This is a genomic window from Prolixibacteraceae bacterium, from assembly GCA_019856515.1.
GTDB classification, from domain to species: Bacteria; Bacteroidota; Bacteroidia; order Bacteroidales; family Prolixibacteraceae; genus Halosquirtibacter; species Halosquirtibacter xylanolyticus.
Window position 1 is genome coordinate 4,581,965 of the sequence record CP082230.1, and the last position, 24,464, is coordinate 4,606,428.

19 protein-coding genes are annotated in these 24,464 nt (G+C 35.8%); 15 read left to right on the forward strand and 4 right to left on the reverse strand.

Annotation, left to right across the window (positions count from 1 at the left end):
- Window positions 1-39: 39 nt before the first annotated feature.
- Window positions 40-1,602 (reverse strand): arylsulfatase, encoded by a 1,563-nt coding sequence (locus K5X82_16830; GenBank protein QZT36879.1) that lies wholly within the window; start codon window positions 1,600-1,602, stop codon window positions 40-42.
- 429 nt (window positions 1,603-2,031) lie between these two features.
- Between K5X82_16830 and K5X82_16835 the strand changes: the two genes are divergently transcribed.
- The 5 genes from K5X82_16835 (at window position 2,032) to K5X82_16855 (ending at window position 8,771) form a co-directional block, all read left to right on the forward strand.
- Window positions 2,032-3,606, forward strand: coding sequence for a peptide chain release factor 3 (locus tag K5X82_16835; protein ID QZT36880.1), 1,575 nt, complete (start codon window positions 2,032-2,034; stop codon window positions 3,604-3,606).
- Between the two features lie 266 nt (window positions 3,607-3,872).
- Window positions 3,873-5,189, forward strand: coding sequence for an MFS transporter (locus tag K5X82_16840; GenBank protein QZT36881.1), 1,317 nt, complete (start codon window positions 3,873-3,875; stop codon window positions 5,187-5,189).
- Between the two features lie 103 nt (window positions 5,190-5,292).
- Window positions 5,293-6,666 (forward strand): AAA family ATPase, encoded by a 1,374-nt coding sequence (locus K5X82_16845; protein ID QZT36882.1) that lies wholly within the window; start codon window positions 5,293-5,295, stop codon window positions 6,664-6,666.
- A 2-nt stretch (window positions 6,667-6,668) separates the two neighbouring features.
- On the forward strand, window positions 6,669-7,586 hold the full coding sequence (locus K5X82_16850; GenBank protein ID QZT36883.1) for a hypothetical protein: 918 nt from the start codon (window positions 6,669-6,671) through the stop codon (window positions 7,584-7,586).
- A 42-nt stretch (window positions 7,587-7,628) separates the two neighbouring features.
- Window positions 7,629-8,771, forward strand: a complete 1,143-nt coding sequence (locus tag K5X82_16855; GenBank protein ID QZT36884.1) for a putative phage abortive infection protein — start codon at window positions 7,629-7,631, stop codon at window positions 8,769-8,771.
- 184 nt (window positions 8,772-8,955) lie between these two features.
- On the opposite strand, the gene K5X82_16860 is transcribed toward K5X82_16855, so the two are convergent.
- From K5X82_16860 to K5X82_16870, 3 genes are all read right to left on the reverse strand, one after another.
- Complete coding sequence (locus K5X82_16860; GenBank protein QZT36885.1) at window positions 8,956-9,822, reverse strand: T9SS type A sorting domain-containing protein; 867 nt, start codon at window positions 9,820-9,822, stop codon at window positions 8,956-8,958.
- 318 nt (window positions 9,823-10,140) lie between these two features.
- On the reverse strand, window positions 10,141-12,816 hold the full coding sequence (locus K5X82_16865; protein ID QZT36886.1) for an insulinase family protein: 2,676 nt from the start codon (window positions 12,814-12,816) through the stop codon (window positions 10,141-10,143).
- 219 nt (window positions 12,817-13,035) lie between these two features.
- Window positions 13,036-15,750 (reverse strand): insulinase family protein, encoded by a 2,715-nt coding sequence (locus K5X82_16870; GenBank protein ID QZT36887.1) that lies wholly within the window; start codon window positions 15,748-15,750, stop codon window positions 13,036-13,038.
- A gap of 204 nt (window positions 15,751-15,954) precedes the next feature.
- Here K5X82_16870 and K5X82_16875 point away from each other — a divergent pair, with 204 nt between their 5' ends.
- The 10 genes from K5X82_16875 (at window position 15,955) to K5X82_16920 (ending at window position 24,358) form a co-directional block, all read left to right on the forward strand.
- Window positions 15,955-16,857 (forward strand): CsgG/HfaB family protein, encoded by a 903-nt coding sequence (locus K5X82_16875; GenBank protein ID QZT36888.1) that lies wholly within the window; start codon window positions 15,955-15,957, stop codon window positions 16,855-16,857.
- Window positions 16,858-16,869: 12 nt separating this feature from the next.
- Window positions 16,870-17,211, forward strand: coding sequence for a hypothetical protein (locus K5X82_16880; protein ID QZT36889.1), 342 nt, complete (start codon window positions 16,870-16,872; stop codon window positions 17,209-17,211).
- Entirely contained in the window at window positions 17,208-17,546 is a 339-nt protein-coding gene (locus K5X82_16885; protein QZT36890.1) for a DUF4810 domain-containing protein, read from the forward strand. The genes K5X82_16880 and K5X82_16885 overlap by 4 nt, the downstream gene beginning before the upstream one ends.
- The gene (locus K5X82_16890; protein ID QZT36891.1) at window positions 17,543-18,220 is read left to right on the forward strand and encodes a DUF799 domain-containing protein; all 678 of its coding nucleotides are present in this window, start codon (window positions 17,543-17,545) and stop codon (window positions 18,218-18,220) included. Before K5X82_16885 ends, K5X82_16890 begins: the two co-directional genes overlap by 4 nt.
- 489 nt (window positions 18,221-18,709) lie before the next feature.
- Window positions 18,710-19,636, forward strand: coding sequence for an SDR family NAD(P)-dependent oxidoreductase (locus tag K5X82_16895; GenBank protein ID QZT36892.1), 927 nt, complete (start codon window positions 18,710-18,712; stop codon window positions 19,634-19,636).
- A gap of 10 nt (window positions 19,637-19,646) precedes the next feature.
- Window positions 19,647-20,789: an MBL fold metallo-hydrolase gene (locus K5X82_16900; GenBank protein QZT36893.1), complete on the forward strand. Its 1,143-nt coding sequence runs from the start codon at window positions 19,647-19,649 to the stop codon at window positions 20,787-20,789.
- 268 nt (window positions 20,790-21,057) lie between these two features.
- Window positions 21,058-21,981, forward strand: coding sequence for an aldo/keto reductase (locus K5X82_16905; GenBank protein QZT36894.1), 924 nt, complete (start codon window positions 21,058-21,060; stop codon window positions 21,979-21,981).
- 89 nt (window positions 21,982-22,070) lie between these two features.
- Window positions 22,071-22,373, forward strand: a complete 303-nt coding sequence (locus K5X82_16910) for a hypothetical protein (GenBank protein QZT36895.1) — start codon at window positions 22,071-22,073, stop codon at window positions 22,371-22,373.
- A 19-nt stretch (window positions 22,374-22,392) separates the two neighbouring features.
- Complete coding sequence (locus K5X82_16915; protein ID QZT36896.1) at window positions 22,393-23,706, forward strand: hypothetical protein; 1,314 nt, start codon at window positions 22,393-22,395, stop codon at window positions 23,704-23,706.
- A 64-nt stretch (window positions 23,707-23,770) separates the two neighbouring features.
- Window positions 23,771-24,358, forward strand: coding sequence for a TMEM175 family protein (locus tag K5X82_16920; protein QZT36897.1), 588 nt, complete (start codon window positions 23,771-23,773; stop codon window positions 24,356-24,358).
- Window positions 24,359-24,464 lie beyond the last annotated feature (106 nt).

Sequence of the window (24,464 nt, forward strand, 5' to 3'; positions counted from 1 at the left end):
AGTTAAAGTTGTCTAGGATTGTTGTTGCTTTGTTGTTTTTTAATAGTCTACTGCATACTTTTCGTCTAACTCTTTTTGAAGTAGAGTGGACATCTCTTTCACTACTTCAGGGTTTTCTGCATATAGATTTGTACGTTGTTCTGGATCTTTTTCGATATCGAAAAGAAGACCTTCAGTTTCGAAAGTCGTATAGTTTTTTAATTTCATATACGATTTCGGCATTTTAGATACACTTCCTGTAGAACTGTTGATGTATAACCAGTTTCCTTTGCGAAGTCCCCAATGTCCTTTTTTAGTGTTGTGGACAAGGACTTCATGAACTGGTTGATCTGTCTGTTCTCCTTTTAAGATCGGTAGAATGTTTTTACTGTCAGGAGCGGCACTCTTTGGCATGTCTATATTTGCCGCAGCAGTTACCGTTGACATAATATCTATTTGAGATATAAGTTCATTTGAAACTGCTCCTGCTTTCACATTATTAGGCCATTTCACGATAAATGGAATATGGTGTCCACCTTCCCAAACATCTCTTTTTAGACCTCTGAAATCGCCCATACTATAGTGGTCGTATTTTTCAGCGCGCTTAAATGCATATCTCTCAGGGCCGTTATCCGCACTGAATATCACGATGGTGTTTTGGTCAAATCCATTGTCTTTTAGTGCTTTCATTACTTGACCTGCAACCCAGTCAGTTTGTACCATAAAGTCACCATAGGCTCCAGCTTGAGATGTGCCATCGAATTCGTCGTTTGGAATGATTGGTGCATGAGGTGAAGGAAGTGCAAGATAGAGGAAGAATGGTTTCTTTTTACTCTGCTTAGCAATCCACTCGGTTGACTTGGTGCATAGGGTTGGCAATACTTTGTAAGGATCCCAATCTTTTGTTTTTGGTCCAGGACGAAATTCCCATCCTCCCTCTTTTGTTTTAAATTCTGTGTCTTTAATATTCATCATCTCCGTTGGAACTTCTACTGGTTTGTCGTTTTCAAACCATGTGTATGGAGGGAAATTGATGGTGCCATCTCCGAAGTAGTAGTCAAAACCTCGACTTGTTGGTCCTCCTGAAACGGGTTTGCTCCAATCTACATCTTTGGGCATATATGCTTTTCGTACTTTACGCCCGTGTTTTACTCTTCCTGAAGGCTCGTTATTTAAGTTCCAGTTCCACCCCATGTGCCATTTCCCAATACAGGCTGTGGCATAGCCTCCATCTTTTAGAACTTGTGGTAAGGTGATGTCGCTATCTCGGAACATCGGTTTGTCGAATGAGTTTGAGATTCTATGCGTACGTCTCCAATGGTATTGACCTGTTAACAGTGCATAACGGCTTGGAGAGCAGATTCCTGAGGAGCTATGGGCATCGGTGAATCTAATTCCTTCTGATGCAAGTCTATCTAGGTTCTTGGTAGGAATTTTAGAATTGGGATTTTGACAGTTCAGATCGCCATACCCCATATCATCGGCGTAGATGATAACAATGTTTGGTCTATCTTGTGGTTTGTTACTTGTTGAAGAGAAGCTTTGTAGAAAAGGTATTAGAAGTGTTGCACTGAAGAGTTTCAGGGCATGAGATGATTTTACCCTCATATCTTTCGTATTCATAAATGGTTGTTTAATTAGTTATGTATAGTTGATTATATCGATTGAATTTTTTAATCAAAAAGCCCAACAGAATATTTACAAAACATAAATATAATATAATTTCTATATTTTAATGTATCAAACAAGGGTTTCACTGCCCTTTAACTTACCTTTCAGTTACCCTTTCCTTACCCTTTGTTTACCTTTTAGTCGTGTGGAGGTAAACAAAGGGTAAGTTTAGGGTAACTTATCTACGGGTTTGGTGGAGGCTTGAAGGCTGGTTGAATATTGGTTGAAAGGCTTATTGATCGTGGCTTTTTATGGTTTGGTTATGGAGGTAATCTAATGGAATGGATAAAAAAACGTTCGGTTTTGGTCAGCAAGCATGAATAATGTTTTAATAGCTAGATCTATTTTGTATTTTTGTGGTCAAATTAAGTATCGTACTAAATGGGTTTACAAGAAGAGATAAATAGAAGACGGACTTTTGCCATTGTCAGTCACCCGGATGCCGGTAAGACAACTTTGACGGAGAAGTTACTGCTTTTTGGTGGTGCTATTAGAGTGGCAGGTGCCGTAAAAAATAATAAGATCAAGCAAGGTGCAGCTTCCGATTTCATGGAGATTGAGCGTCAGAGGGGTATCTCTGTGGCGACATCTGTGATGGGATTTGAGTATGAAGGCTATAAGGTGAACATTTTGGATACGCCTGGTCACCAGGATTTCCAAGAGGATACGTTCCGTACTTTGACTGCTGTGGATAGTGTTATTATTGTTATTGATGCAGCCAAAGGGGTGGAGCCTCAGACGGAGAGACTGATGAAAGTTTGTCGTATGAGAAAGACTCCTGTGATGGTTTATATCAATAAGATGGACCGTCCTACGGGGGATATGTTTGATCTTCTTGACGAAATTGAAGAGCAACTTAAGATTAAGACACGTCCTTTAAGTTGGCCGATTAATTCGGGTGCAGACTTTAAAGGGGTATATAATATTTTTGATTCGAGCTTACGCCTTTTTGATCCAAGTATTACAGAGATCGAGAGTGCAGTGGAGATTGATGATTTGTCTACTGAGAAGCTGGATGAATTGATCGGTGATGACGCGGATACTTTACGTGAAGAGGTTGAGTTGATCGAAGGGGTTTATCCTGAGTTCGATCACGATGCATATCTTGCTGGTAATGTAGCTCCTGTGTTCTTTGGTAGTGCACTGTATAATTTTGGTGTTCAGGAGCTGTTGGATTCATTTGTTCGTATTGCACCATTCCCTAAGGAGAAAGATGCAGAAGAGCGTGTGGTGATGGCCAATGAACCTAAGTTTACTGGTTTTATCTTTAAGATCCATGCCAATATCGATCCAAATCACCGTAGCCGTATTGCTTTTGTGAAGATCTGTAGTGGTAAGTTTGAGCGTAATAAGAACTATCGCCACATGCGATTGGCTAAGAACTTTAAGTTCTCTTCTCCAACAGCATTTATGGCATCGAAGAAAGAGACCATCGAAGAGGCTTATCCAGGGGATATTATTGGTATACCTGATACTGGTAACTTTATTATTGGAGATACGCTGACGGAAGGCGAAAACCTTCATTATAAAGGGATGCCCTCGTTCTCTCCAGAGATGTTCCGTTATATTGAGAATGCCGATCCAATGAAGGCTAAGCAGTTGGCTAAGGGTGTGGATCAATTGATGGAAGAGGGGGTTGCACAGTTGTTTACGAATCAATTTAATGGTCGTAAGATTATCGGTTGTGTAGGACAACTTCAGTTTGAGGTGATCGAGTATCGTTTGGAACATGAGTATGGTGCAAAGTGTCGATTCGAGTCACTGCCAATGTATAAAGCGTGTTGGATTGAAGCAGATGATCCTGCGGTAATCGTGGATTTTAAGAAACGTAAGTATCAGAAGATGGCGGTAGATAAGCAAGGGCGTGATGTCTTTATGGCGGACTCTAGTTTCCTTCTTCAGATGGCACAAACGGACTTTAAAGATATTCGTTTCCACTTTACATCGGAATTTTAGTTTTATCCTCTCATAGGATTTTTTCCAATTACATATTTAGATGGGCTTTACCCTCTTGTGCTATATTTTTTATACTTAGTTGAAAAATATCACCGTAGGGAAAGGTTCTGCTACTATTTCTTGCTCTGTATAAACAAAATATCTTGGCAAGTTTTAATAGTTCGTTTCAAAATGCAATTGGCATAATAAAATATAAAACTACCCATAGGATGATTGAATCTTATGGGTAGTGTTGTATATTGTCTATACATAACCCACCCAATAGTATGATTTCGATAAAGAATATACATTTTAGCAACCCAAGCCGTTGGCCTTTCTTTTACGGCTGGTTTATTATGGTGATGACCACCATTGGATTATTTGTGAGTATTCCAGGGCAGACGATGGCTGTGGCTGCTTTTACGGATTCATTGATGGAGGCACTCGATTTGTCACGTAATGAGCTGAGTGTGGTCTATATGATTGGAACTTTGATTTCGTCAATATTTCTGAAGAAGGCAGGGGTGTGGTATGATCGACATGGTGCGAAAGTGATGATGTTCGGTGCTACTTTGCTGATGTCTTTTACGATGTTAGGGATGTCCTATCTTATCCCGCTGTCGAATTTTGCTGACGACCTCTCTTTTCATCTTATCTCGGCCAAGGGGTGGAGCTTGATACTTCTTGTATTTCTATTTTTCTTGGCGCGATTGAATGGTCAAGGGATCATGAGTATGGTGGCTCGAACGATGTTGATGAAGTGGTTTTTGAGAAAAAGGGGAGTGGCGAACGGGATCAGTAGTATGGTTGCCAATGCCAGTTTTGCTTTGGCTACTATCGGCCTCGCTTACTTTGTGTCTCGAATAGGATGGGACCATACGTATAGGCTTCTGTCTGTGATATTGCTCTTATGTGCATTGCTGTTTCTGGGAACTTATGAAGAGAAGCCTGAAGATTTTGGTCTTTCTCCTGATGGGGATATCTCTAAAGAGAAAGAGATGAAGGGAGACAAAAAGGTGTTGGAGATTAGAGATTTTACTTATGATGAAGCGGTGAAGACACGTGCCTTTTGGTCGGTTACTTTGATCACCTCTTTCTTTGCCTGTTTTGTGACAGGGTTTACTTTTCATATCTTCTCGATACTTCGAGATGCAGGTATTCCATGGGAGAGAGGACAAGATATTTTTATCTATTGTGCTATCATATCCACTTTCCTGTCGCTCGGAGGAAGTATCATTAGTGATCATATAAAGATTAAGTATCTAGTCTTATTGGCAGCATTGGGAGGCATTCTGTTTGGTATTGGCTTTGCTTTCCTTAAATATCATTGGGCTTTTATTGTACTCAATATAGGTTATGGAACTATTGGTGGTCTGTTTGGCGTCTTGCTGGTGGTTGCTTACCCTCGTTATTTTGGTAAACGTCATCTTGGGGCTATCACAGGACGTAATATGTCATTGATTATCTTTCTTAGTGCCATCTCTCCCTTGCTTTTTAGCCTTTCAAAGAGTTACCTCGGCTCTTATCAACCTATCGCTCTACTTTTGGCAACACTCTCTTTGGGTATATTTCTCTATGGCATGACCGTAAAAGATCCACAGTAGGGAAGTGTTATATGTACTAATAAATAGATGATTATTAACTTGATAATAGGTCCTAAAATCACTATTTTTATTTAATAATCATTGATCTAATTGAAGCTTGATAATGGAATCAAAAGTAGAACAATATCTTCCGACAAGTGTGCATTCGTTTTCTGTGTCTAACTTTCAGGGAATCAAAGATGCTGAGTTAAGTGATCTTCCTGCTGATGCTCGATGGATTTTGTTAACTGGAGAGAATGGGTATGGTAAGACTTCTATATTAAGAGCTATTACTATAGCTTTATATGGACGCTTGGATCCGATGGAGGGTTCTCGAGAATTGGGGCCAGAGAGTATGAAAGTCGAACTGAAGGTAAACTTAAACAACCAAAAAGGAGAGGAGATATTAATAAGGACTGTTACTGAGAAAGATGGGGATGGAATCTCTTTTGAAGTACCTGTGGTTGCTTATGGTCCTGTGAGAATTCCTTCAGGAAAATCTTCCAATGTATCGGGTTCTAATGTAAAGAGTCTTTTTTCTAGCGATGGAGATCTATTTCATAATGTTGAGAGTGAATTGGTTAATCTATTTCGTGATGAAGAGGTGAGTTATGAGAAGAGTAAGTCCACAGTCCTTAATACTTTTAGTACGGTAATATTATTCGGACTTGATGAATACCCAGAGATTAAAGATGCCTGCAAAGGTATAAAGGATGAATTAGAAGGGGACGCTTTTTTTGAACAGTTTCTCTCGATCACCTCTAAGGTTGACGCAATTCTTGATTCATCTGATATGGATGTTATTTTATTAGAAAAATATAAGCGGGGTTTTAAGGCGTTAGAAAAGGTTGTTCAGGAGTCTATTGCAAAAATAGGCAGATCTAAGTACCCTGAATTAAAGTCCTTTTTGTTGAATGTGATGGATAATATTGAAGATATTGTTATTCAGGATAATAAAGTTCAATATATAGAAACAGAAGATCCTCATAATCCTAAAGTTATTGAACAGCTTGCATCGGGTAATCGAATGATTCTCACATGGATAGGGGATATGTTGATTCGGTTGGATTTCTTTTCTGTGGATAAAATGGAGAATATTTATGGCGTGGTTGTTATTGATGAGTTTGACTTGCATTTACATCCTAAATGGCAAAAGAGGTTACCACAAATACTATCAGATCAATTTCCCAATATTCAGTTTATAGCATCTACCCACAGCCCTGTGGCATTGTTAGGAGCTCCAGAACATAGTGTTTTTTTGAGTGTTAAAAGAACGGAAGAGGAGGGCATTACTGTTCATCGTTGGGATGATAAATTTGACATACAGAAGATGCTTCCGAATGCGATTCTGAATTCTCCGATGTTTGACTTAGACGATATTTTGTCTTCTTCAGTGAATTCTGATGAAGTGATGACACAAGATGACTTCAAGGAGGCGATTTATCATGAAGTATTAGAGCGTAAGATGCAAGAGTATATCGATAACCAGCAGTCGTAGTTATGATTCATTGGAAGCGGAAAGATTTTAGGCAGCCCCCAAAGAAATTAGATACGCAAGGGTGTTATAAGCAAATAGAAAAGGCAGTAAAACAAAAAGATGGAGGGAAATATACAAATTCCTATTATCGATGTGATGGGGTGTTGGATGCTTTACGAGCCTATTCAATTTGTAAGAGGAGTTTTGATCCGAATAAAGACCAACCAAAGTGTTACTATTGTGAAAGTACTGGTGAACAGGGGGCTGCGTTACAAGTGGAGCATTATAGACCGAAAGCTAAGGTGATTGATGATAATAGCCCCTCTGAGGATGGATATTATTGGCTCGGAAACGAGTGGAGTAATTTATTGTTGGCTTGTTCGAAGTGTAATGACCGTTCTGCAAAAGGAAATAAGTTTCCTATATTGGGAGCAAGAGTGATGGATCACGATCCTATCCGTACAACATCATCTGGCAAATTTGAATACGATAGATCGGATTGTTTAATTAATAGTCAGATGTTATCTGCAGAGCAGCCTTTGCTATTGAATCCAGAGATAGATAGTATTATTGGTCGATTCTCATTTGGTAAAGATGGACAAATATATGGTCATGATGATCGAGCGAAGGAGACTATTAAGATTTGCAATTTGAATCGAAAGCCTTTGGTTGTCGCGAGGAAGAAAATATATGATGAATTAAAAGAGAAAGTTAAAATGATTGTGATATCACATATCGAAAGACCAAACATATACCCACTTGCTACTCTTAAAGATATGCTATCAGGTACTTGTAAAGAAATCCATAATGCAATGATAGCAGAAAAACCTTATTCTTTATATGCTCATTACTTCAATTCACATTATCAAGAGTTCTTTTTGACTGAATTACCTATGTCTTTCCGAAAGGTGTTTAGAGAATGTTTTGCTTCTATGAAATAATGAATTTAACGATACCTAAATAACGATTATAACTGCTTTTCAATGACTGAATTTAAAATAGGCTTGGTTTGTATTATAGGAAATGTGCTTTTCCTTATAGGATATTCTATCTATTACTTTTATACACAAAGGAAGAATAAAAATAAGAAAGAAGGATCAGGTCAAGGTTTAAAGGAAAAAGAAGTAAAGATCTGGATATGTATGTTCCCCGTATTATTTACTCTTGTAATGGGAATTTGGGGGTATTGTAGTTTAGGAGAGGTTATCCCTGATTCAGAAAGTAATGAAGTGCGATTTTATGCATTGATGGTAAATAAAGGCCTGTGGACCTATATTACCCCTCATTTAACTGCATGTGTTGGTTACGTGACTTTTTGGGCTTTCTGGGCACAGATGGAAGCCAATAAGATACAGCAACAAGGATTAAAGATTCAACAAAGACAATATACTATAGATCAGATTGAAAGCACTTTCTTTCGCATGCTAGAATTGCATCGTGATAATGTGCAAAATATGAAATTAAATTTACAAGAAAAAGGAATCTACAGTGGCGAAGAATTTATTTCAAAATGTTTAAACCTAATATTAGATGCGATAAAACACATATATGAGCTTAAATCTAATGTGAGTACTAAAGATGAAAATTATGCTATTGTTACTGTTTATAAATTATTCGTGTATAAACAATTTAATTTATGGGCTAAAGAATACGATGTTGACATAGATCGAGAGCTCGAGTATCCATATACTTTATCAGATGTCGAGAATTTGGTTTTTCGGATTAAAGAAGAATTATTTGTAGACATTCATAATGAATTACGAAAATATTTTGTTCATCTATATCAAATAGTTGTTATGATTGATAAAGATAAACACTTAACTGATAAAGAGAAGTGGAAGTATCTTCATATTTTAAGAGCACAGTTAAGTCCTAAAGAGCAGTTGCTAATCTTCTACAACTGGTATACGGGATATGTAGAAAGAAAAGGATATGGCTTAGATTGGGAAAATAATGAGAATCAATTTCTTACCAAGTGGCAGATGGTAAAGCATTATAGTCGTAGACATTCAGATGATAAGCTTGAGAGTGATCTAGGTGAAAATGTTATTGGTGAAGATGATATTTTGAGTAAAATCCTTCGTGGAAAAGATCCTGAATTTGATATGTTTGGAAATATGATATGAAAAGGCAGGTCATTTGAAGTATGTATAATCCACAGATACCCCGAAGGGTGACTGTGTATTATACATGGATTTTAGGAAGTAAGCATAGTTAAGTTAGCTTCAGATATTTGCGCTTGTGTTATGAAATAATAAGAACAGATGTATTTACAGGTTATACTAGCGGTTGAAATACAAGTGTAGGTCGTTATTTCTTGATGATTTTTTTAATGGTACTCTTTTGATCGATTGTTGTTATTTTCAATATATAATTCCCCGTAATAAGGTTCGAAATATCTACTTGGATCGATTTTGATTGTTTTGGCTGTACCTGTCTTACAATTTCACCAAGATTGGAATATATTGTTAATGTTTGAATTTCAGTATAATGATTTTCAATGTGGATATAATCCTCTGTTGGGTTTGGGTAAACAGTTACAGTACTTTCAACTTTTAAATTGTTTTCTATATCTGTTGGTACTTTTAAAGCTGGGTATTCGATAATAGGAAATTGTTTTAAAAATGTCCAGATGTCATTCCATTGTCCTGGTTCTCCGCTACCCCATTGAATAAGTGTAATTGCAAGTGCATCCTGATCGCCATAATTGTCGGGTTCTATGGAGCTGGGAAAATCTAATGAAGCCCCCCAGTTATTATATAGACCATCTACAGCATTACCCGGAGCAGGTGGATTTGTTGTTGATATTATTTCTCCTTGTTGGAAAAATTGTGTGCCTGTTCCATCGTTGTCTCCGTCCCATATCCAAACACCTTCTTCATTGATGTCATTCGCACCTAACCATAAGCTTGATTCCCATTCTACTTGACTAAAGTCAAGGGGCATATTAGAAATGGCATTATAGATCGCTTCTTGTTCTTCTTGTGAGTTTATTTCCGCAAGCTTCCCTCCTCTAGATACTGCAAGTTCGGCTGCTTCTGCCCAAGGAATAGCTGTTTCGATAACTTCATAAGTTCTTCCATTATATACAAATGAATGGACTGTAGGTGTCGTGTCTTGTCCATGCACAATGAATGAGACAAATAGAATTAAGATAATGGTAAAAGATTTTGTCATAGCATTAGTATTATATGTTATTAGATACTCGTTAAGCATATTGAGCATTACCAATGTAAAGGGCGCAAATTATTACTTTGTAGTTATAGTTTTATTGCTGTAATTGCTAGGCGCAATATAGTTGGAATTTTATGTTTTACATAATACATGTAACTCATATGCATTAGTTTTAAATGTTTTTAGTAGTTGTGATGCTTTATGTTTAATAAGTGTTTGGAGAATATAATATATAAGATCGATAAGGTTGTTGTCTAGTGTTTTAGAGAAGTGATTACAATATAAGAGGAGAGACTTTCTCCCCTCTTATATTGTAATAATTTAGTTTGTTAATACTTTCATAACTCTCTTTTTGTCTTTCCATGAAGTTACAAAACGGTTCAACTGTTTAAAGTTACAATTCGTATGTCTGTTGGTCTCAACTATAATAGGTGTCGTTTTGTAGAAGTATTGTGAGAAGAAATCAAAATAATAGTTGCTGATAATGTCAGAGGAGTAATTATTTTCTAGCTTCTTGGCCTTCTTGAATTCGGTTTTAGTCAAAGGTTTATTGATGCACTCTTCTACAACTCGAATGATTTGGTCTCTATTTTTTGATTGAGATCGTACCGTAATATCGATATCTCCTGATTGTTCGATGTAGGAACTTTGTGTGGAAACGTTCACGGCATAAGTTATTTGACGTTTGGTTCTAAGTTCATTACTAAGTCTGTCGTGAAGGATGGTTCGATAATAGAAGTTGAGTAGTTTAATATTTTGGCGTGAATATTTGAAGGGTATGCGAATACAGTATTGTAATTTAAACTCTTTGTTTTGTGCATTTACTCGCCTTACCACTTTGTTCCTTGGGGAGAAAATATCGAATGTTCTATGTACTATATTATCATTTGTCGTTAATGCTTTAGGAATCGCACAGAGGTTTTCTTCGATGCTCTCTTCTACCTGATCAGGATCTAGGGTTCCACATATCATTAGTTTAAAAGAGGCAAGGTTAGAATAATAACTCTTGTATCTGTGAAGGAACTCCTCATATGAAAAATCATGTAATATTTGTTCATTAAATACAAGATGAGTATCTGTGAGGCTATCTACTAGATAATTTGTGTACGCGTTGAAGCGTTTTAAAGCGTCTGTTTTCTTATATATATACTTCTGTTTTTCACGTTGGAATGTCTCTTTATCTATGGTGCTCAAACTGCTTCTTTCAAGAAGATGTTTGAATATTAGGTCGCAGGAGCCTTTCTTCTCTCCATCTATTGTGATGTAATTTGGGGTGATACTATACATTACTTTGGGACGAATTGAATTTAATGTGTTGGTATAATATTCTTCATTAGGCATCCCCACGTAGTGGTTTATCATATATGCAATAAATAGATCCAGCGAGGTGTTATATGATTTTTTGTATGCATTAAAATGGAACTCATCAAATGGCATATCGATTTTCTGATATGATATTTCCATTTGATTACTTAGTTGCCAAGTTGTCATATGCGCCTCTTTATTCTCTTGTTTGGAGATAATTTCCCCCTTAGCTAATGTGTCGACCACATTCTTATATGTCTTTACAGTGGTGCTAATTTGTGATGATGGTTGGTCTTTAGATAAGTAGAAATTACTAATAAAATTTAAGTTCGGGTTGCTCGCTTTTGACCCTTGATGTATAAGGTATATTGGAGATTGTTTGGTCTGGGCCTTAAATAATTCATTAATTTTTTTATCGGTGTATTTGTTTGACCACCATGGAATATAAGGCGATGTATCATAAGCTATTTGTGTTTTGAAATAACTTGTGATCTCAAAGATCCATTCAATATCTTGTTTATATCTTTTTGTATTGTATTGGGATGTCAACTCCTCTTTGGCTTTGGATATTTCGTCTTTGGTGAATCCATCTTGGTATAGATTTCGGATATGTAATAATATCTCCTTGTGGATATTTATAGGCTGGTTCTTTAGAGGAAGATAGGTTATGATGAGTTGTTGGGACTGTAATAATGTGGAATATGACTGAATATCAAAATGGGAACAGTAGTCTGATAGAATCTCTTTGATTTTAATGAATCTGTTGGATAAGAGAATCTGTATCATCTTGTTCTGTGAGATATTTTCGAAGGATGGAGCCGTTTCATTGTTTAAGGATGGAAGGATCAGTTGTATCTGATAATCATCCAGTATTGTATATATCTCGTTTGTTTGAACAGGATGTGAGGTGTAACGGTTTGTCTTTATCTCCTCTTTGTGATTTTTGATAAGTGAAGTGGTGTCTTTACCGAAGTATTTCTTCATCTTTTGAAGCGTTTTTTCGATGTTAAGATCTCCGAGTGCTACAATTTTAATATTGGAGTGGTCAAGCCAATGGTGGTAGTAGTTGGTTATGTTGTAGGTGTTGAATTGTTGTATCTGATTGTAATCTCCTAGGACTCTGGTGTTGTGATGTTTGCTGTTACCAAATATCCAGTTGTTGATAATGGATGCTGTTTTACTTTCTTCGTTATTGTATCGATTAAATTCTTCGGTAATTACATTTTTTTCGGTTTTTAGATCTTCTGAATTTAGTGTTAATTGATGATCTAGAATATCTTTTATGTATTCGAAGTAAGCATCTGGGATGTCCTTATTCTTGTTCTTTATTTTTTCAAAATATACGACCACATAATCACGAGAAGTGTAAGCATTGCATGTTATTCCTAATTTACCACCTTGGGATCGGATGTATTTCAAGATGGAGTCGTTGGGAAAATGTTTTGTCCCTTTAAACATCAAGTGTTCCATGCAGTGTGTCAGTCCGATCTGATCTTTGGATTCGAAGTTCGCACCTTTATCAAATATTACTGCGATGGTGTTGTTATGAAAACTATATCCTCGTTGGATTATTTCGTATGATATCTTTTTGTCGGTTCGAATGGATGTCTGTTTGGCAGGATCGTTTAAGTAAGCGACAACTGCGATTAAGATAAGTATTAATAGGGAAAAAAACAGAATCTTCTTTTTCATCGGATATAAGATAGTTAGTGTGAGTTAATTTATTGTAAGATACAATTTTTAAATGGTTCGTCAGGATAGGAGCTTTGTTTTTGGTTGATCTTTATTGGTTTATAGAGACGTAATGCTTATTGCTATTGAAGGTGTTTTTTTGTGATAAAAATAGACTATGTTAAGGAACTTTAATGCATAGAGAAGTGTTTGTTTGGGACTTCTCTATGCATGGGTATTCTAGTTTACATATACTTTAATGATTCTCTCTTTGCCTTTCCACAGGGCCATCCATCCGAGGAGGGTATCATAGTCTATTTGTTCAATCTCTTTTTGAATGTCTATAGGTGTTTTATAGCTTGTATGGTCGGTAAAATATCGATTGAAGAATATTTTGTAGAAATTGGATATATCCTTATGGTAATCATTGAGTGGTTCTTCAAGCTGTTTCATGACTATATCAAACTCTTCTTTGGTGATAGAACGTTTTTGCTCTAAGTCCATCAGTTGACTGGCTTTATACTTGTTTTTGTTTTGTAATGTGATATCAAAGTCGATTTCACAGGTTTGGTTAAATGGGTTTAAGAATGTTTCACCGGTGTTTGCAGTGTAAACTAGTTGATGTTCTGCTCTTAATTTTTTAGAAAAACGTTGTTCCATGATTTCGCAGTATATGTAGGCACACATTTTGTTTGTTAAAGAGTATTTTAAAGGAGAAACAATACGGTACTTTATGTGTGATTGTTTGGTTAAGTCACTTTTGATACTGATGCTATCTTGTAATAGTGGTTGGGTTATATTCTCACTGATATGGTTTGCTGATATTTCTTGTTTTTCTGACTTTGGGATCATGGCAAGATACTGTTTGATCAATCTACGCATCGCCTTAGGCTTTATGTCCCCAATCATCTGAAACTCATAATTGTTAAAGTCGGTGAAGTGTTTTTGGTATCTGTCCATGAAATCGTGGTAGCTTACCTTTGGAATTTCTTTCAATTCGTGATTTATGGCGATGTGTTTTGTATTTGTAAGTTGATCTGCAGTTTCTATTATTTGAGTTTCTATGGAAGTGAAGTTTTCAATATGTTGGATGTATTCTTTCTTCATCTTTTCGAAATCAGCTACTGTGAAATTCTTAGGATTTTGTCTTTCTGTCAACATCTGAAAGACTTTGTTGATGCTGGTTTTATGTATTCTTGCATATATGAAAGCATATTCTGGTGATGAGATAAATTGTAGGGTATAGCCCTTAAGTTCATCGTAGAAATCTTTATTCTGTAATCCATAGTTCTGATTCATTGCATAGCATATAAGATTGTCTAAAACCGTTTCTGTCTGTTTTTTATATGCGTTGAGATATAGTGTGTTGGTATAACTTTTTATGTATTTATATACCACTTTCATGTTGTTACTCAATGACCATATTGTGATATTTTGGTCATCAATGGTGTCTGTGTGGATGATCTGGGCTTTTTCAAATTTTATACGATCAAAAGATGCTTTTGGTTGATTTTTACTCTCAATAGATTTGTCTTTGGGACTAGAATAGAAGTATTTAACCTCTTCAAGATTCACTTTGTTTTGTGTTTTCCCAATATGATATAGATATGTTGGCGTGGTGTTTGCTTTAGATATGAAAAATGGGTTTATATCCTTTACATTATATCTGGCTCTTTTTACGGTGAAGTACGTGTGAAGTTCCTTGTCTGAATAATAGACTAGTCTATTGCGAAGGTAGTATTCGTAGTAAGATAAGATTGAACTATTGCTTATTTCGATGTAGTTATGAGAAAGACTATAGTCGATAAATTGTTTGGCAGTTCGCATTTCGCTCGCAGTAAATCCTTTTTGATATAATTCATTTAGCCTTGCCAATAGATGTTTATGCATCTCTATTTCTTTGCCTAGCGTAGGAATATATTTGATGTTTACTTCTATTCCATTTTGTGAAGTTTCGGGTTGCATTTCGAAGGCGTAATAATACTTGGATAGATCTTTTCTCCAAGTCAAAAAACGTCTCGTTAAAAGAGCATTGAGTAATCTTTCTTTAATCACAATATCGATATCAGTTCCCGTTCTGTCGATAAAGATAGGTATATCCGAGGTGATTTTATACAACTCAGTATGATATGGAAACTCTTTGACCTGAATAGGGTAGTCGTCGTATCTTTTGTATTTACTAACCGGGATTGGGGTAAAGATGGTGCCATAATTTACATTGGCAAAATAGGTCTCTATTTTGTCGGAAGTTTCTTCGTCATCGATGTCGCCAATGGCAACAATGTTGATGTTGCAGTTCTTGATCCATTTGGTATAAAATGTTTCAAGTTTATCTTTTGTGATATTTTTGATTTGTTCCTGTGTTCCTAAGACAAAGCTTTCTTTTATTTCTTTTGCATCCGGAGTTTTCCAAAATTGAATGGCTTGTATTGTTTTGTTTTCCTTGTTGTCTTTTAAGAGCAACTCCTCGGTAATGATCTTTTTTTGTTCTTCGAGGGTGGTTTCGTCAAGAGTGAGGTTATTGATAATATCACTCAAGAAGATAAAATATGCATCTGGAATCTTGTTGTCCTTTAAGGTGATGTTTTCGATCTTTAATGTGACACCACTGGCTCCTGTGTAGGCATTGAAGGTAAGTCCGACTTTTCCTCCCATCGATTCGTTATATCGGATGATGGAATCTTTAGGGAAGTTGGTCGTTCCTTGGAACATCATATGCTCAAGGCAGTGGGTAAATCCTTTTTCATCTGCCATTTCTGTATTGGCTCCTTTGTCAAAGAAGATGGCTAGGGAGGCTTTGTTGTCCTCCGATTTGTTTGTGATTACATCGTAGCTAATCTCTTTGTTGTCTGCTTTTAAATAGTTTTGTTTTGCAGCCGAAACATGATGAGCGGAACAGTATAGTAGGGTAATTGAAAATAGAATAAGATATTTAAAACGTCTAATATGTGTCATAGATGGTGGTATTATAAATTCATTAAATAGAATGGTAAAAATAATATTCTAAATTAACTTTCATAAACATATATTGCTTTCCTTGTCTTATTTGCATATCGATGTATTATTCTGTTGTGTTCACATAACTTTAAGTGTTAAAATATGTAGTTTTTGTTGTCTGAATTACTAAATTGCAGGTATTCTTAATAAATATTGAGTGATATGAGAAAAAGATTATTCCTTATTGCATTGTGTTTGTTTACATTTAGTAGTTATGCTCAAGATGTGGAACAGACCAAAGCACTGAAGAGAAAAGTGGCTATTGGTCGCTTTTCAAATGTAACGAAACAATCTCAAAGCATTTTTTATGATCAGGAAAGTGATCAGTTAGGTAAACAAGCTTCGGATATCCTTGCAATGAAATTGGTTTCGAGTGATAAGTTTTTGCTGATTGAACGTCAGGACTATGATAAGATCGCAAATGAATTGATCCAAACAAATCGACTATCAGACACTACTTCTACTCAAATAGGAGCTGACTTCTTAATTATTGGTTCCGTAACCCATTTAGGTCGTAAGACTGTAGGTAATCAGAAGTTGTTTTCAAGTAGTATCAAGCAAGAAGTGGAGGCTGGCGTAAGTCTTAGACTTGTGGATGTATCAACTGGTTTGATTGTGTTTAGTGGAGAAGGAAAAGGTAACTCTACGGTGCAAGATAAAAAAGTAATGGGTTTTGGAGAGAGAGCTGATTTTGACGCAACACTTACAGATAAGGCTATTTCAGCAGCGATAAATCAATTGGTGGAAGAGATAATAAATAAGTGTATGGATATGCCATGGAAAGCCTATATTCTTTCTGAAGAGGATGGTTCATATATACTTTCGGGAGGTGCATCACAAGGAATCCAAGTTGGAGATAAATATGATATCTTGAAACCAGGAAAGAGTGTGAAGAATCCACAAACTGGAATGATGATTCAGTTACCAGGGAAAGTTATTGGTGAGCTCCAGATTGATATGACTTTCGGGGATACTCCTTCAACAGAAGTCTCTATGGCGACTTTAGTTTCAGGAGATATACAAAAAGACCAATTGAGTAAATATGTAGTGATTGAAAAGAAATAATGAGCAAATCGTATGAAACAATTAATTTATATAGTCGCAATATTATGGATGTGTGTAGGTTGTAAAAATACTTATATGGCAGCCAGCTCTGGAATAGATGAGAAAGCTTCTATTATTCTTATCACAGAGAGAGCAAATAAACAGAAGTATAAGAAGGGCGAAGTGTTATTACATATTGACGATAAGATATATACCGTGGATAAGATTCCAGAGGTAAAGTATGCAATGAAGGCAAGATTGTTTGCTATAACACAGGGAAAGCACCATGTGGTTGTATCCTTTAATGGAAATAAAGTGTATGACAAAGAAGTATTTATAGGTCGTAATGAGACTAGAAAAATAATACTACGATGAAAAAGATCCTAACCACTATTCTTCTTTTATCTTTGTTTGCAAGTTGTTCTGTATCACCTTACTATTGGGGGTCGTATGAGAAAGTGACCTATAAGTACAATAAGAATATGACTCCTGAAGCACGTGCTAATGTGATGGAAAATTATCAATCTGTGATTAATTATTGCAAGCAAAGTACATCTAAAGAGGTGCCCCCTGGAATCTACGCTGATTATGGATATCTTTTAATACAAGATGGTCAAGTCGATTTAGGGAAAAGTTATATGGAGAAAGAGATGGAGTTGTATCCAGAATCAAAAAAGATTGTTACTTACCTGCTAGATAGAATAAAATGATGCAAACAAGATGTTTTATATTGGTTGTTCTCGCCACAATCATGTTCTATAGTTGTGCTCCAACAAATCAGTTAGGCTTAACTCGAGAATCATATGAGGATTTTTATTCAGAACACCCTACAAGTATAATGATTATGCCGCCAATCAATAAATCCATGAAGGTGGAGGCAAAATTGTTTTTCTACAATACATTGGTTCAACCCATTGTAGAAAAGGGATATTATATTGTACCATTCTATATGGGCTTAGATATTCTAAAGAATGAGAGTGCTTATGATTCAGAACTATTATATGACAAGTCAATGAAAGTTGTGAAGCAGACATGGGGTATTGATGCTGTCCTTTTTACCACAATATATGAGTGGAAAAAAGTGGGTACAGGTCAAGTCGTGGTCGATATAGGCTATGAGTTAAGATCTACTGAATCAGATAAGATTCTCTATGATAAACGAGGGGATGTGACGGTCAATATGACCAGTAATTCGGGTAACTATTTTGTAGATTTGGCTGCTATCGCACTAAAAACTGCATTTGCGAGAGAGATTAATGTTGCTAAGTCTTGTAATAAAGTCGGCCTAGAAGATATGCCGTACGGTTCGCACAATAAGTTGTATATGCAAGATAAGACAAAATCTATTGGTGAAAAGAATTTTTCTGTAGTCGTTTCACAATAGAGATATTGATCTTATTATGAATTTATGAAAAAGGATATCCTAATGTAGGGTATCCTTTTTCATTTCGAAATAGTTTTATTTTGACTCCATATGATTGTTTTAATACAAAATATGAGGGAGATTAATGAAGTAGAATGAAATAGTTGATAAAATATGTATGGTCTTATTGTATTGTTATTTAGGCGTTTATGTGTTTTGTTTTTCTTTTTATTCTATCCTGTGTTTTGTAATAAAGAAAATTGTTGTAATATTGTCGAATATTTATTCGGTAAAAGATTGTATGTGTCATCACGTTGTTAGAGAATTAATATGGATGTTTGTTGTTAATTCTAAAGTTTGTTAATTGTGTTGATCTGACAGCGTATCGTAATGTTGTTAATGATAATTGTTGATACATGAGAATGCGATGAGATCTCGTAGAGATCAAAGTGCATTTTTTTTAATCTCTTATCGAATAAATATTCGGTTATAAATAATGTAATACTAGATATGAAGACAACTCGAATTACCAATAAATTTAAGCGAATGCTTCTAGGAGGTTGGAGACAAGGGGCCAATACACCAATTTGCCCTGATACTCCTAGGTTAGATGGAAAGATTGTTGCAATAACAGGAGGTAACAGAGGAATCGGGTATGAGACAGTAAAAGGCTTGTCCGAAAGAGGGGCAGAGGTTATCGTTCTTTCGAGAAACCTAAAAAAGACAGAGGCTACAGTAAGAGAGCTCCCATCAACGGTTCATTCTGTGAAACTAGATCTTGAAGATATCTTACAGATTCCATCAGCTGTAAGAGAGATTAATAAGATATTGAATGGTCGTTATATTGATATTCTTATCAATAATGCTGGCATAGCAGTGAAAGGTCCTTGTCAAGTTTCTCCACAGGGGTTTGAGAAGACATTTGCAGTTAATGTATTAGGACATCATATCCTATTTAGATTATGTCATCAGAGAGGACTTTTGGCTGATTCGGCTAAGATTATATCGGTAACAGGGGATATATATATTCAAGCAGATGATTGTACTGTTGATTATAAATATCGTGGTACTAGTGGCATGGCTGCGTATAGTAGAAGTAAAATTGGGTTAATGTGGTGGGCTTATCAGTGTTTAGATCATCACCCTAACTATCAAGTGAATCTAGTGCATCCAGGTATTGTTCCATCTGGTTTAGGAAATGATGAAAATTCATTGCTAGTGAAAATAATGGGAAAGCTATTTGTCACTTCCAAATTAGGAGCACAAATGAGTTTAATCTGTGCCACGCAAGAAGATATTGAGAATGGAGCATACTATCATAATACATTGGGAAAGATGATTCTACCCAAAGATGATGTGGCATTAGATCAAAAAAGAGCGTTAAAGATGTGGAACGAGTTAGAACAAATATTTGATTCCTATATTATAGCTTATTAATATGAGTGGGATGGCAAGAATAAAGAGAGGGAAGATCGTGATGATTATAATAATAGTAGTGTTCGTTTTTTTTGGTGGAGTATTCCTTTGGCTATCTTATGCTCCTCAGTTTGGCGGAGCTATCACAGAGAAGTATAAAGAGAGATATCGTAATACACCACATTATAAGGGTGATCAATTTGTTAACACAAAGAAGATTGAGTCACATATAAAGTTTAGTTTCAAAGATTTTAGAGAGGGTATTGGTGAATTAATATCTCCGAGTAATGTGACAAAGCCAAAGTCTAATTTGCAAATAAATGCAATGGATTCAATGTCATTAGCAAACCATCGTAAAGGTTCGAGACTGTTTTGGTTTGGACACTCTACATTGTTGTTGCAAACGGGAACAAAGAATATCTTAATGGACCCGATGTTTGGAGAGGTTCCTTCTCCTGTTAGTTGGGTTGGAACATCTCGTTTTAATACGGAATTGCCTATCGAGATTGAGAAACTTCCGAAGATCGATGCCGTAGTAATTTCTCATGATCACTATGACCACTTAGATTATGGTTCGATATTGAAGTTGAAGGATAAGGTGAAGATGTTCTATGTGCCATTAGGGGTAGGTGTTCATTTGGAGAGATGGGGTGTTAATAAAGAGCGAATTGTTGAGCTTGATTGGTGGGATAGCGTTGTCGAAGATGGAGTTGCTTTCCGATGTATGCCTTCTCAACATTTCTCTGGACGTAAGGTGAATACCAATAATAGTACTTTATGGTGTTCGTGGATTATTCAATCTGAAGAGGCGAATGTCTATTTTAGTGGTGATGGTGGATATAGTACCCATTTTAAGCAGATTGGGGAGAAGTATGGTCCGTTTGATATCGCATTAGTCGAGTGTGGTCAGTACAATGAGAAGTGGCCTTACATACACATGTTTCCAGAACAGAGTGTACAAGCAGGAATAGATGTACAAGCAAAAGTGATATTGCCAATTCACTGGGGCGCTTTCAGTTTATCACAACATGATTGGAATGAACCTGTAAAGCGTTTTGTAGAAGAGGCGAATCGTTTAAAAGCAAATTATGTGATTCCATTTATAGGGGAATCTGTTGATATACAACCACCCAATGAGACGAAACAGAACATTGAGTGGTGGAAAAAACTCTAGTCTCTACACAATCGAGTATGCATTTGTCTCAATATTTATGTTCTAGTCTGTCAGAGTATCGTGGATATGATCTTTGTTTGTTTAAATAGTAAAACTTCATATCTCCATATTTGAGACAGTGCATACTCATCTTTCTTATTCGATTTAAATAGATCTCTTTTATCATCAAAACTGTTGGTTTCAGTTCTAGCAAACCTCATGATGTGTTAAAGTGTTATGTCGAATAAAATGTCTCATTTGAAAATATAAACTAAAAAAGTATCTAATCATGAGTGAATTTTATCAAAAAGATGATTTGAAGCTATCTAGACTTGGTTTAGGTTGTATGAGAATGTCTACAAACCTCGATTCGAGTAGAAAAGAGAGCCTTGCAACTATAAGAGAAGCTGTTGACTTAGGAGTTAACCTAATTGATACCGGAGATTTCTATGGTGAAGGTGGACATAATGAGAAACTTATTGGAGAAGCATTGAAGGATATTCCACGTGATGATGTTTTCTTATCGGTGAAATACGGAACATTTAATAACCTAATGAAAGGGTTGGATTCTGTCGACGTTGGACCGACAAATGTAAAGAAGTATGTTACATCATCATTAAAGAACTTAGGGGTTGATTCTATCGACTTGTATCAGCCTGCACGTGTAGATATAGGGATACCCATTGAAGATACAATAGGAGCCTTGGTCGAATTGGTTGATGCTGGATATATTCGACATATCGGACTCTCTCAAGTTGATAGTGAGACGTTGAGAAAAGCAAATGCAATACATCCTATCAAATTAGTAGAATTAGAATATTCAATTGTAAATAAGAGTATTGAGTCAGATCTTCTTCCAACAGCAAGAGAGCTGGGCATTGGTGTTGTTGCATTTGGTGCAATGGGATTTGGTAAACTGTCGCAAAACGGTAGTGAATCGGATATTCTAATAAAAACGATAAACGATATTTCAAAAGAGAAAGATATCACATTCTCACAGTTGGTTCATGCCTGGTTATATAATAGGGGAGAGGATATTATTCCGTTAATTGGATCAAGAACTAGAGATCAATTTGATGATACATTTCAGTGTAAAAACATCACATTCTCTAAGGATGAAAATGATCGTATTAATAGAGCGTTTCAAGGTAGTAGCATAACGGGACCAGGCATGCCAAACTTTATAATTAAAAATGGGAAACTAGTTAGATAGACATTGTTAACTAAAGGATACTGATATGGACTTATTGTCCATATTGGTTCTCATTATAGTGCTAACCCCTCTAATAACCAATACATATAATGTTTATATTGAATTTAACTTACAAGGTGTCAATTGATGTAATTAAACAGTACATGGATGGACACATAGAGTTTCTAGACAATCAGTTTCAAAATGGCAACTTTATCCTCTCTGGAAGGAAAATACCAAGAGTTGGAGGGATTATCATTTCGGTTCAAACGAATAAAAGTGATCTGATGGAGACAATCAAGAAAGATCCATTATGTTATCACAAACTTGCAGACTATGAGATTATTGAGTTCTGTGCAAGCAAGACCAGTGAGATACTAAAGTTTTTAAATGAGAAGAGTGATAACCAATAATTCGTGGTTCCTAAATTAGATGAATAATGTAGAGTTTCTGAGACAAGTTACAACAAATATTTCAGATTCAGTATGGCCAATATTCTTACCATTTTTTGTTGTAATAAGTCTATATATTAGTTTTTGTACGTTCTCCAAGTTTAATATAAAATCAAAGAAAGATACTAGAGTCTCATTCAAAGATATCGTGGGACCAGCTTCGCTCTCTTTAGGTGCAAAAGTAGGAACAGGATCTTTAATAGGTGTTCTAGGTTCGTTAAATAAATTATCAGTAAAAGGTCAAGGTGTTGTTGAAGGAATGGTATTATGGGGAATTATTGGTGCTTTAATTTTAATCCCTCTAACTTATTCTGAGACGTTTATAGCTCGGTTGAAGAACATCTCGCCCGTAGGCTATATTAAATCAACGATGTCATCACAGATGCAATACTGTTATGGCGTTAGCTTAGTCGTGCTCTATGTATTTGGATTCGGAGGGTTTCAGTTTAATGGAATTGATGCGGTAATAACTATCTCGACAGGTCATCTCGCAAATTATAACATGAATGAACTTCAACGTTATATATTTATTGTAATCCCATTAATAATAATGGTTGGCCTGTTGGTTATTAGTAAGAGTCAGAATCTATTTATCGATACAATTACATCTCTAATAGGGTTTGCAATATTCGCCTACCTGGGGCTCTTTGTATTTTTTGTGATAAACACATTGACGTACGTTCCTCTTTACTTAGATCGTGTTATAGACGGTTTCTTTCAGCCCGTAAGTATGGGAATTGGAGTCCCCGCAGGCATGGTTTTTAGTTTACAAAGAGTGATTCAAACATCAGAGGCTGGACTGGGCACATCTGCTCTAGCATCAGAAGAAGGAAAAGCTTTAGGACCACATGAGAGTTCTGTCGCACAGGCGATACCAACTGCAATAACAGTGTTGTTGTCCTTGGTTGTAACATCATATATAACCTCTTATGGAATTTCCAATAAGATGATGTTTTTGCCAAGTGAAGGAATGGAACGACTATATGGTTTCTTTAGAACCGTTGAACATATAACTGGATATGTAGGACTTATTGTAATGACAATATTTGCATTGCTAAGTGGTGCTACAACACTGTTAGGTTCATATTTTTTCTTTTCCCATCTGTTTGGTGGTTTAAATACCAATCTGTTGATTGTATTGTATTTAATAATGATATCACTAGCGGGTACATTGGCTGTGTTTGGTTTCGATTTAATATTTGATGTGGTGGATATACTTCTATTTCTTGTCAGTGGAATTAATGTCCTTGCTTTGGTGATTTACATTCACAACTTGGGAGGTAATGATTTGTAGTTCTCTTAATCTAGTCGAAGGTTAAGGTGTATGTAATAAAATAATAAAGCTATTATGTTGAGTTTTGAATAAGAAACGATTAGAAAATTTTAGTGATGGAGTGATAGCCATTTTAATGACAGTATTAGTCATGTCATTAAAGGCTCCCATCGATTATGATACGAACGATTACTCATTTGTAGAGCTGTTGAGGTTATATATCCCTCAGCTGATTCCTTACGCAGTAAGCTTTTTGGTTATTTCAGTACAACTGATCAATCATCATGTACTACTTGGAAAAATGCATGAGGTCGACAATACTTTTGTATGGTTAAACTTATTATTCCTGTTTTCCTTATCACTGATTGTCTTCCCAACAGCGCTATTTGGGTATCATCAAAATAAAGAAGCATCGACAACTTTACTTATTCTAGCTTTCCTGTTTAAGGGCTTTGTATATAGGCTTGTTAAGTACTATGTTGTTTTAAAGAGTAATTTATATAGGAGAGATAGTGACTCCTGCAATTCTAGACGAAATATATTCATCAATGCTGTTATTGATCCCCTGATTGAGGTGATTGCCTTGATCTTCATACAGTATAATTACATGATCTCATTAGGAATAATATTCATCATGACATTACGTTCGATATCTCCGTCTAAAAGAGTTTAATCAAGAGAGTGTATAGTACAAGTTATTTAATTCTGTTAGAAACTCATCCGATGGTAATCATACAGATAAGAGACTAACTGAAAATGTAAAAAGCTCCAAGTTAATT

Coding starts and splice junctions, on each gene's coding strand:
- K5X82_16835 (QZT36880.1), top strand. CDS start 2,032: ATGGGTTTACAAGAAGAGATAAATAGAAGACGGACTTTTGCCATTGTC.
- K5X82_16860 (QZT36885.1), bottom strand. CDS start 9,822: ATGACAAAATCTTTTACCATTATCTTAATTCTATTTGTCTCATTCATT.
- K5X82_16840 (QZT36881.1), top strand. CDS start 3,873: ATGATTTCGATAAAGAATATACATTTTAGCAACCCAAGCCGTTGGCCT.
- K5X82_16905 (QZT36894.1), top strand. CDS start 21,058: ATGAGTGAATTTTATCAAAAAGATGATTTGAAGCTATCTAGACTTGGT.
- K5X82_16900 (QZT36893.1), top strand. CDS start 19,647: ATGGCAAGAATAAAGAGAGGGAAGATCGTGATGATTATAATAATAGTA.
- K5X82_16915 (QZT36896.1), top strand. CDS start 22,393: ATGAATAATGTAGAGTTTCTGAGACAAGTTACAACAAATATTTCAGAT.
- K5X82_16845 (QZT36882.1), top strand. CDS start 5,293: ATGGAATCAAAAGTAGAACAATATCTTCCGACAAGTGTGCATTCGTTT.
- K5X82_16885 (QZT36890.1), top strand. CDS start 17,208: ATGAAAAAGATCCTAACCACTATTCTTCTTTTATCTTTGTTTGCAAGT.
- K5X82_16910 (QZT36895.1), top strand. CDS start 22,071: ATGTTTATATTGAATTTAACTTACAAGGTGTCAATTGATGTAATTAAA.
- K5X82_16830 (QZT36879.1), bottom strand. CDS start 1,602: ATGAATACGAAAGATATGAGGGTAAAATCATCTCATGCCCTGAAACTC.
- K5X82_16870 (QZT36887.1), bottom strand. CDS start 15,750: ATGACACATATTAGACGTTTTAAATATCTTATTCTATTTTCAATTACC.
- K5X82_16890 (QZT36891.1), top strand. CDS start 17,543: ATGATGCAAACAAGATGTTTTATATTGGTTGTTCTCGCCACAATCATG.
- K5X82_16855 (QZT36884.1), top strand. CDS start 7,629: ATGACTGAATTTAAAATAGGCTTGGTTTGTATTATAGGAAATGTGCTT.
- K5X82_16850 (QZT36883.1), top strand. CDS start 6,669: ATGATTCATTGGAAGCGGAAAGATTTTAGGCAGCCCCCAAAGAAATTA.
- K5X82_16895 (QZT36892.1), top strand. CDS start 18,710: ATGAAGACAACTCGAATTACCAATAAATTTAAGCGAATGCTTCTAGGA.
- K5X82_16865 (QZT36886.1), bottom strand. CDS start 12,816: ATGAAAAAGAAGATTCTGTTTTTTTCCCTATTAATACTTATCTTAATC.
- K5X82_16880 (QZT36889.1), top strand. CDS start 16,870: ATGAAACAATTAATTTATATAGTCGCAATATTATGGATGTGTGTAGGT.
- K5X82_16875 (QZT36888.1), top strand. CDS start 15,955: ATGAGAAAAAGATTATTCCTTATTGCATTGTGTTTGTTTACATTTAGT.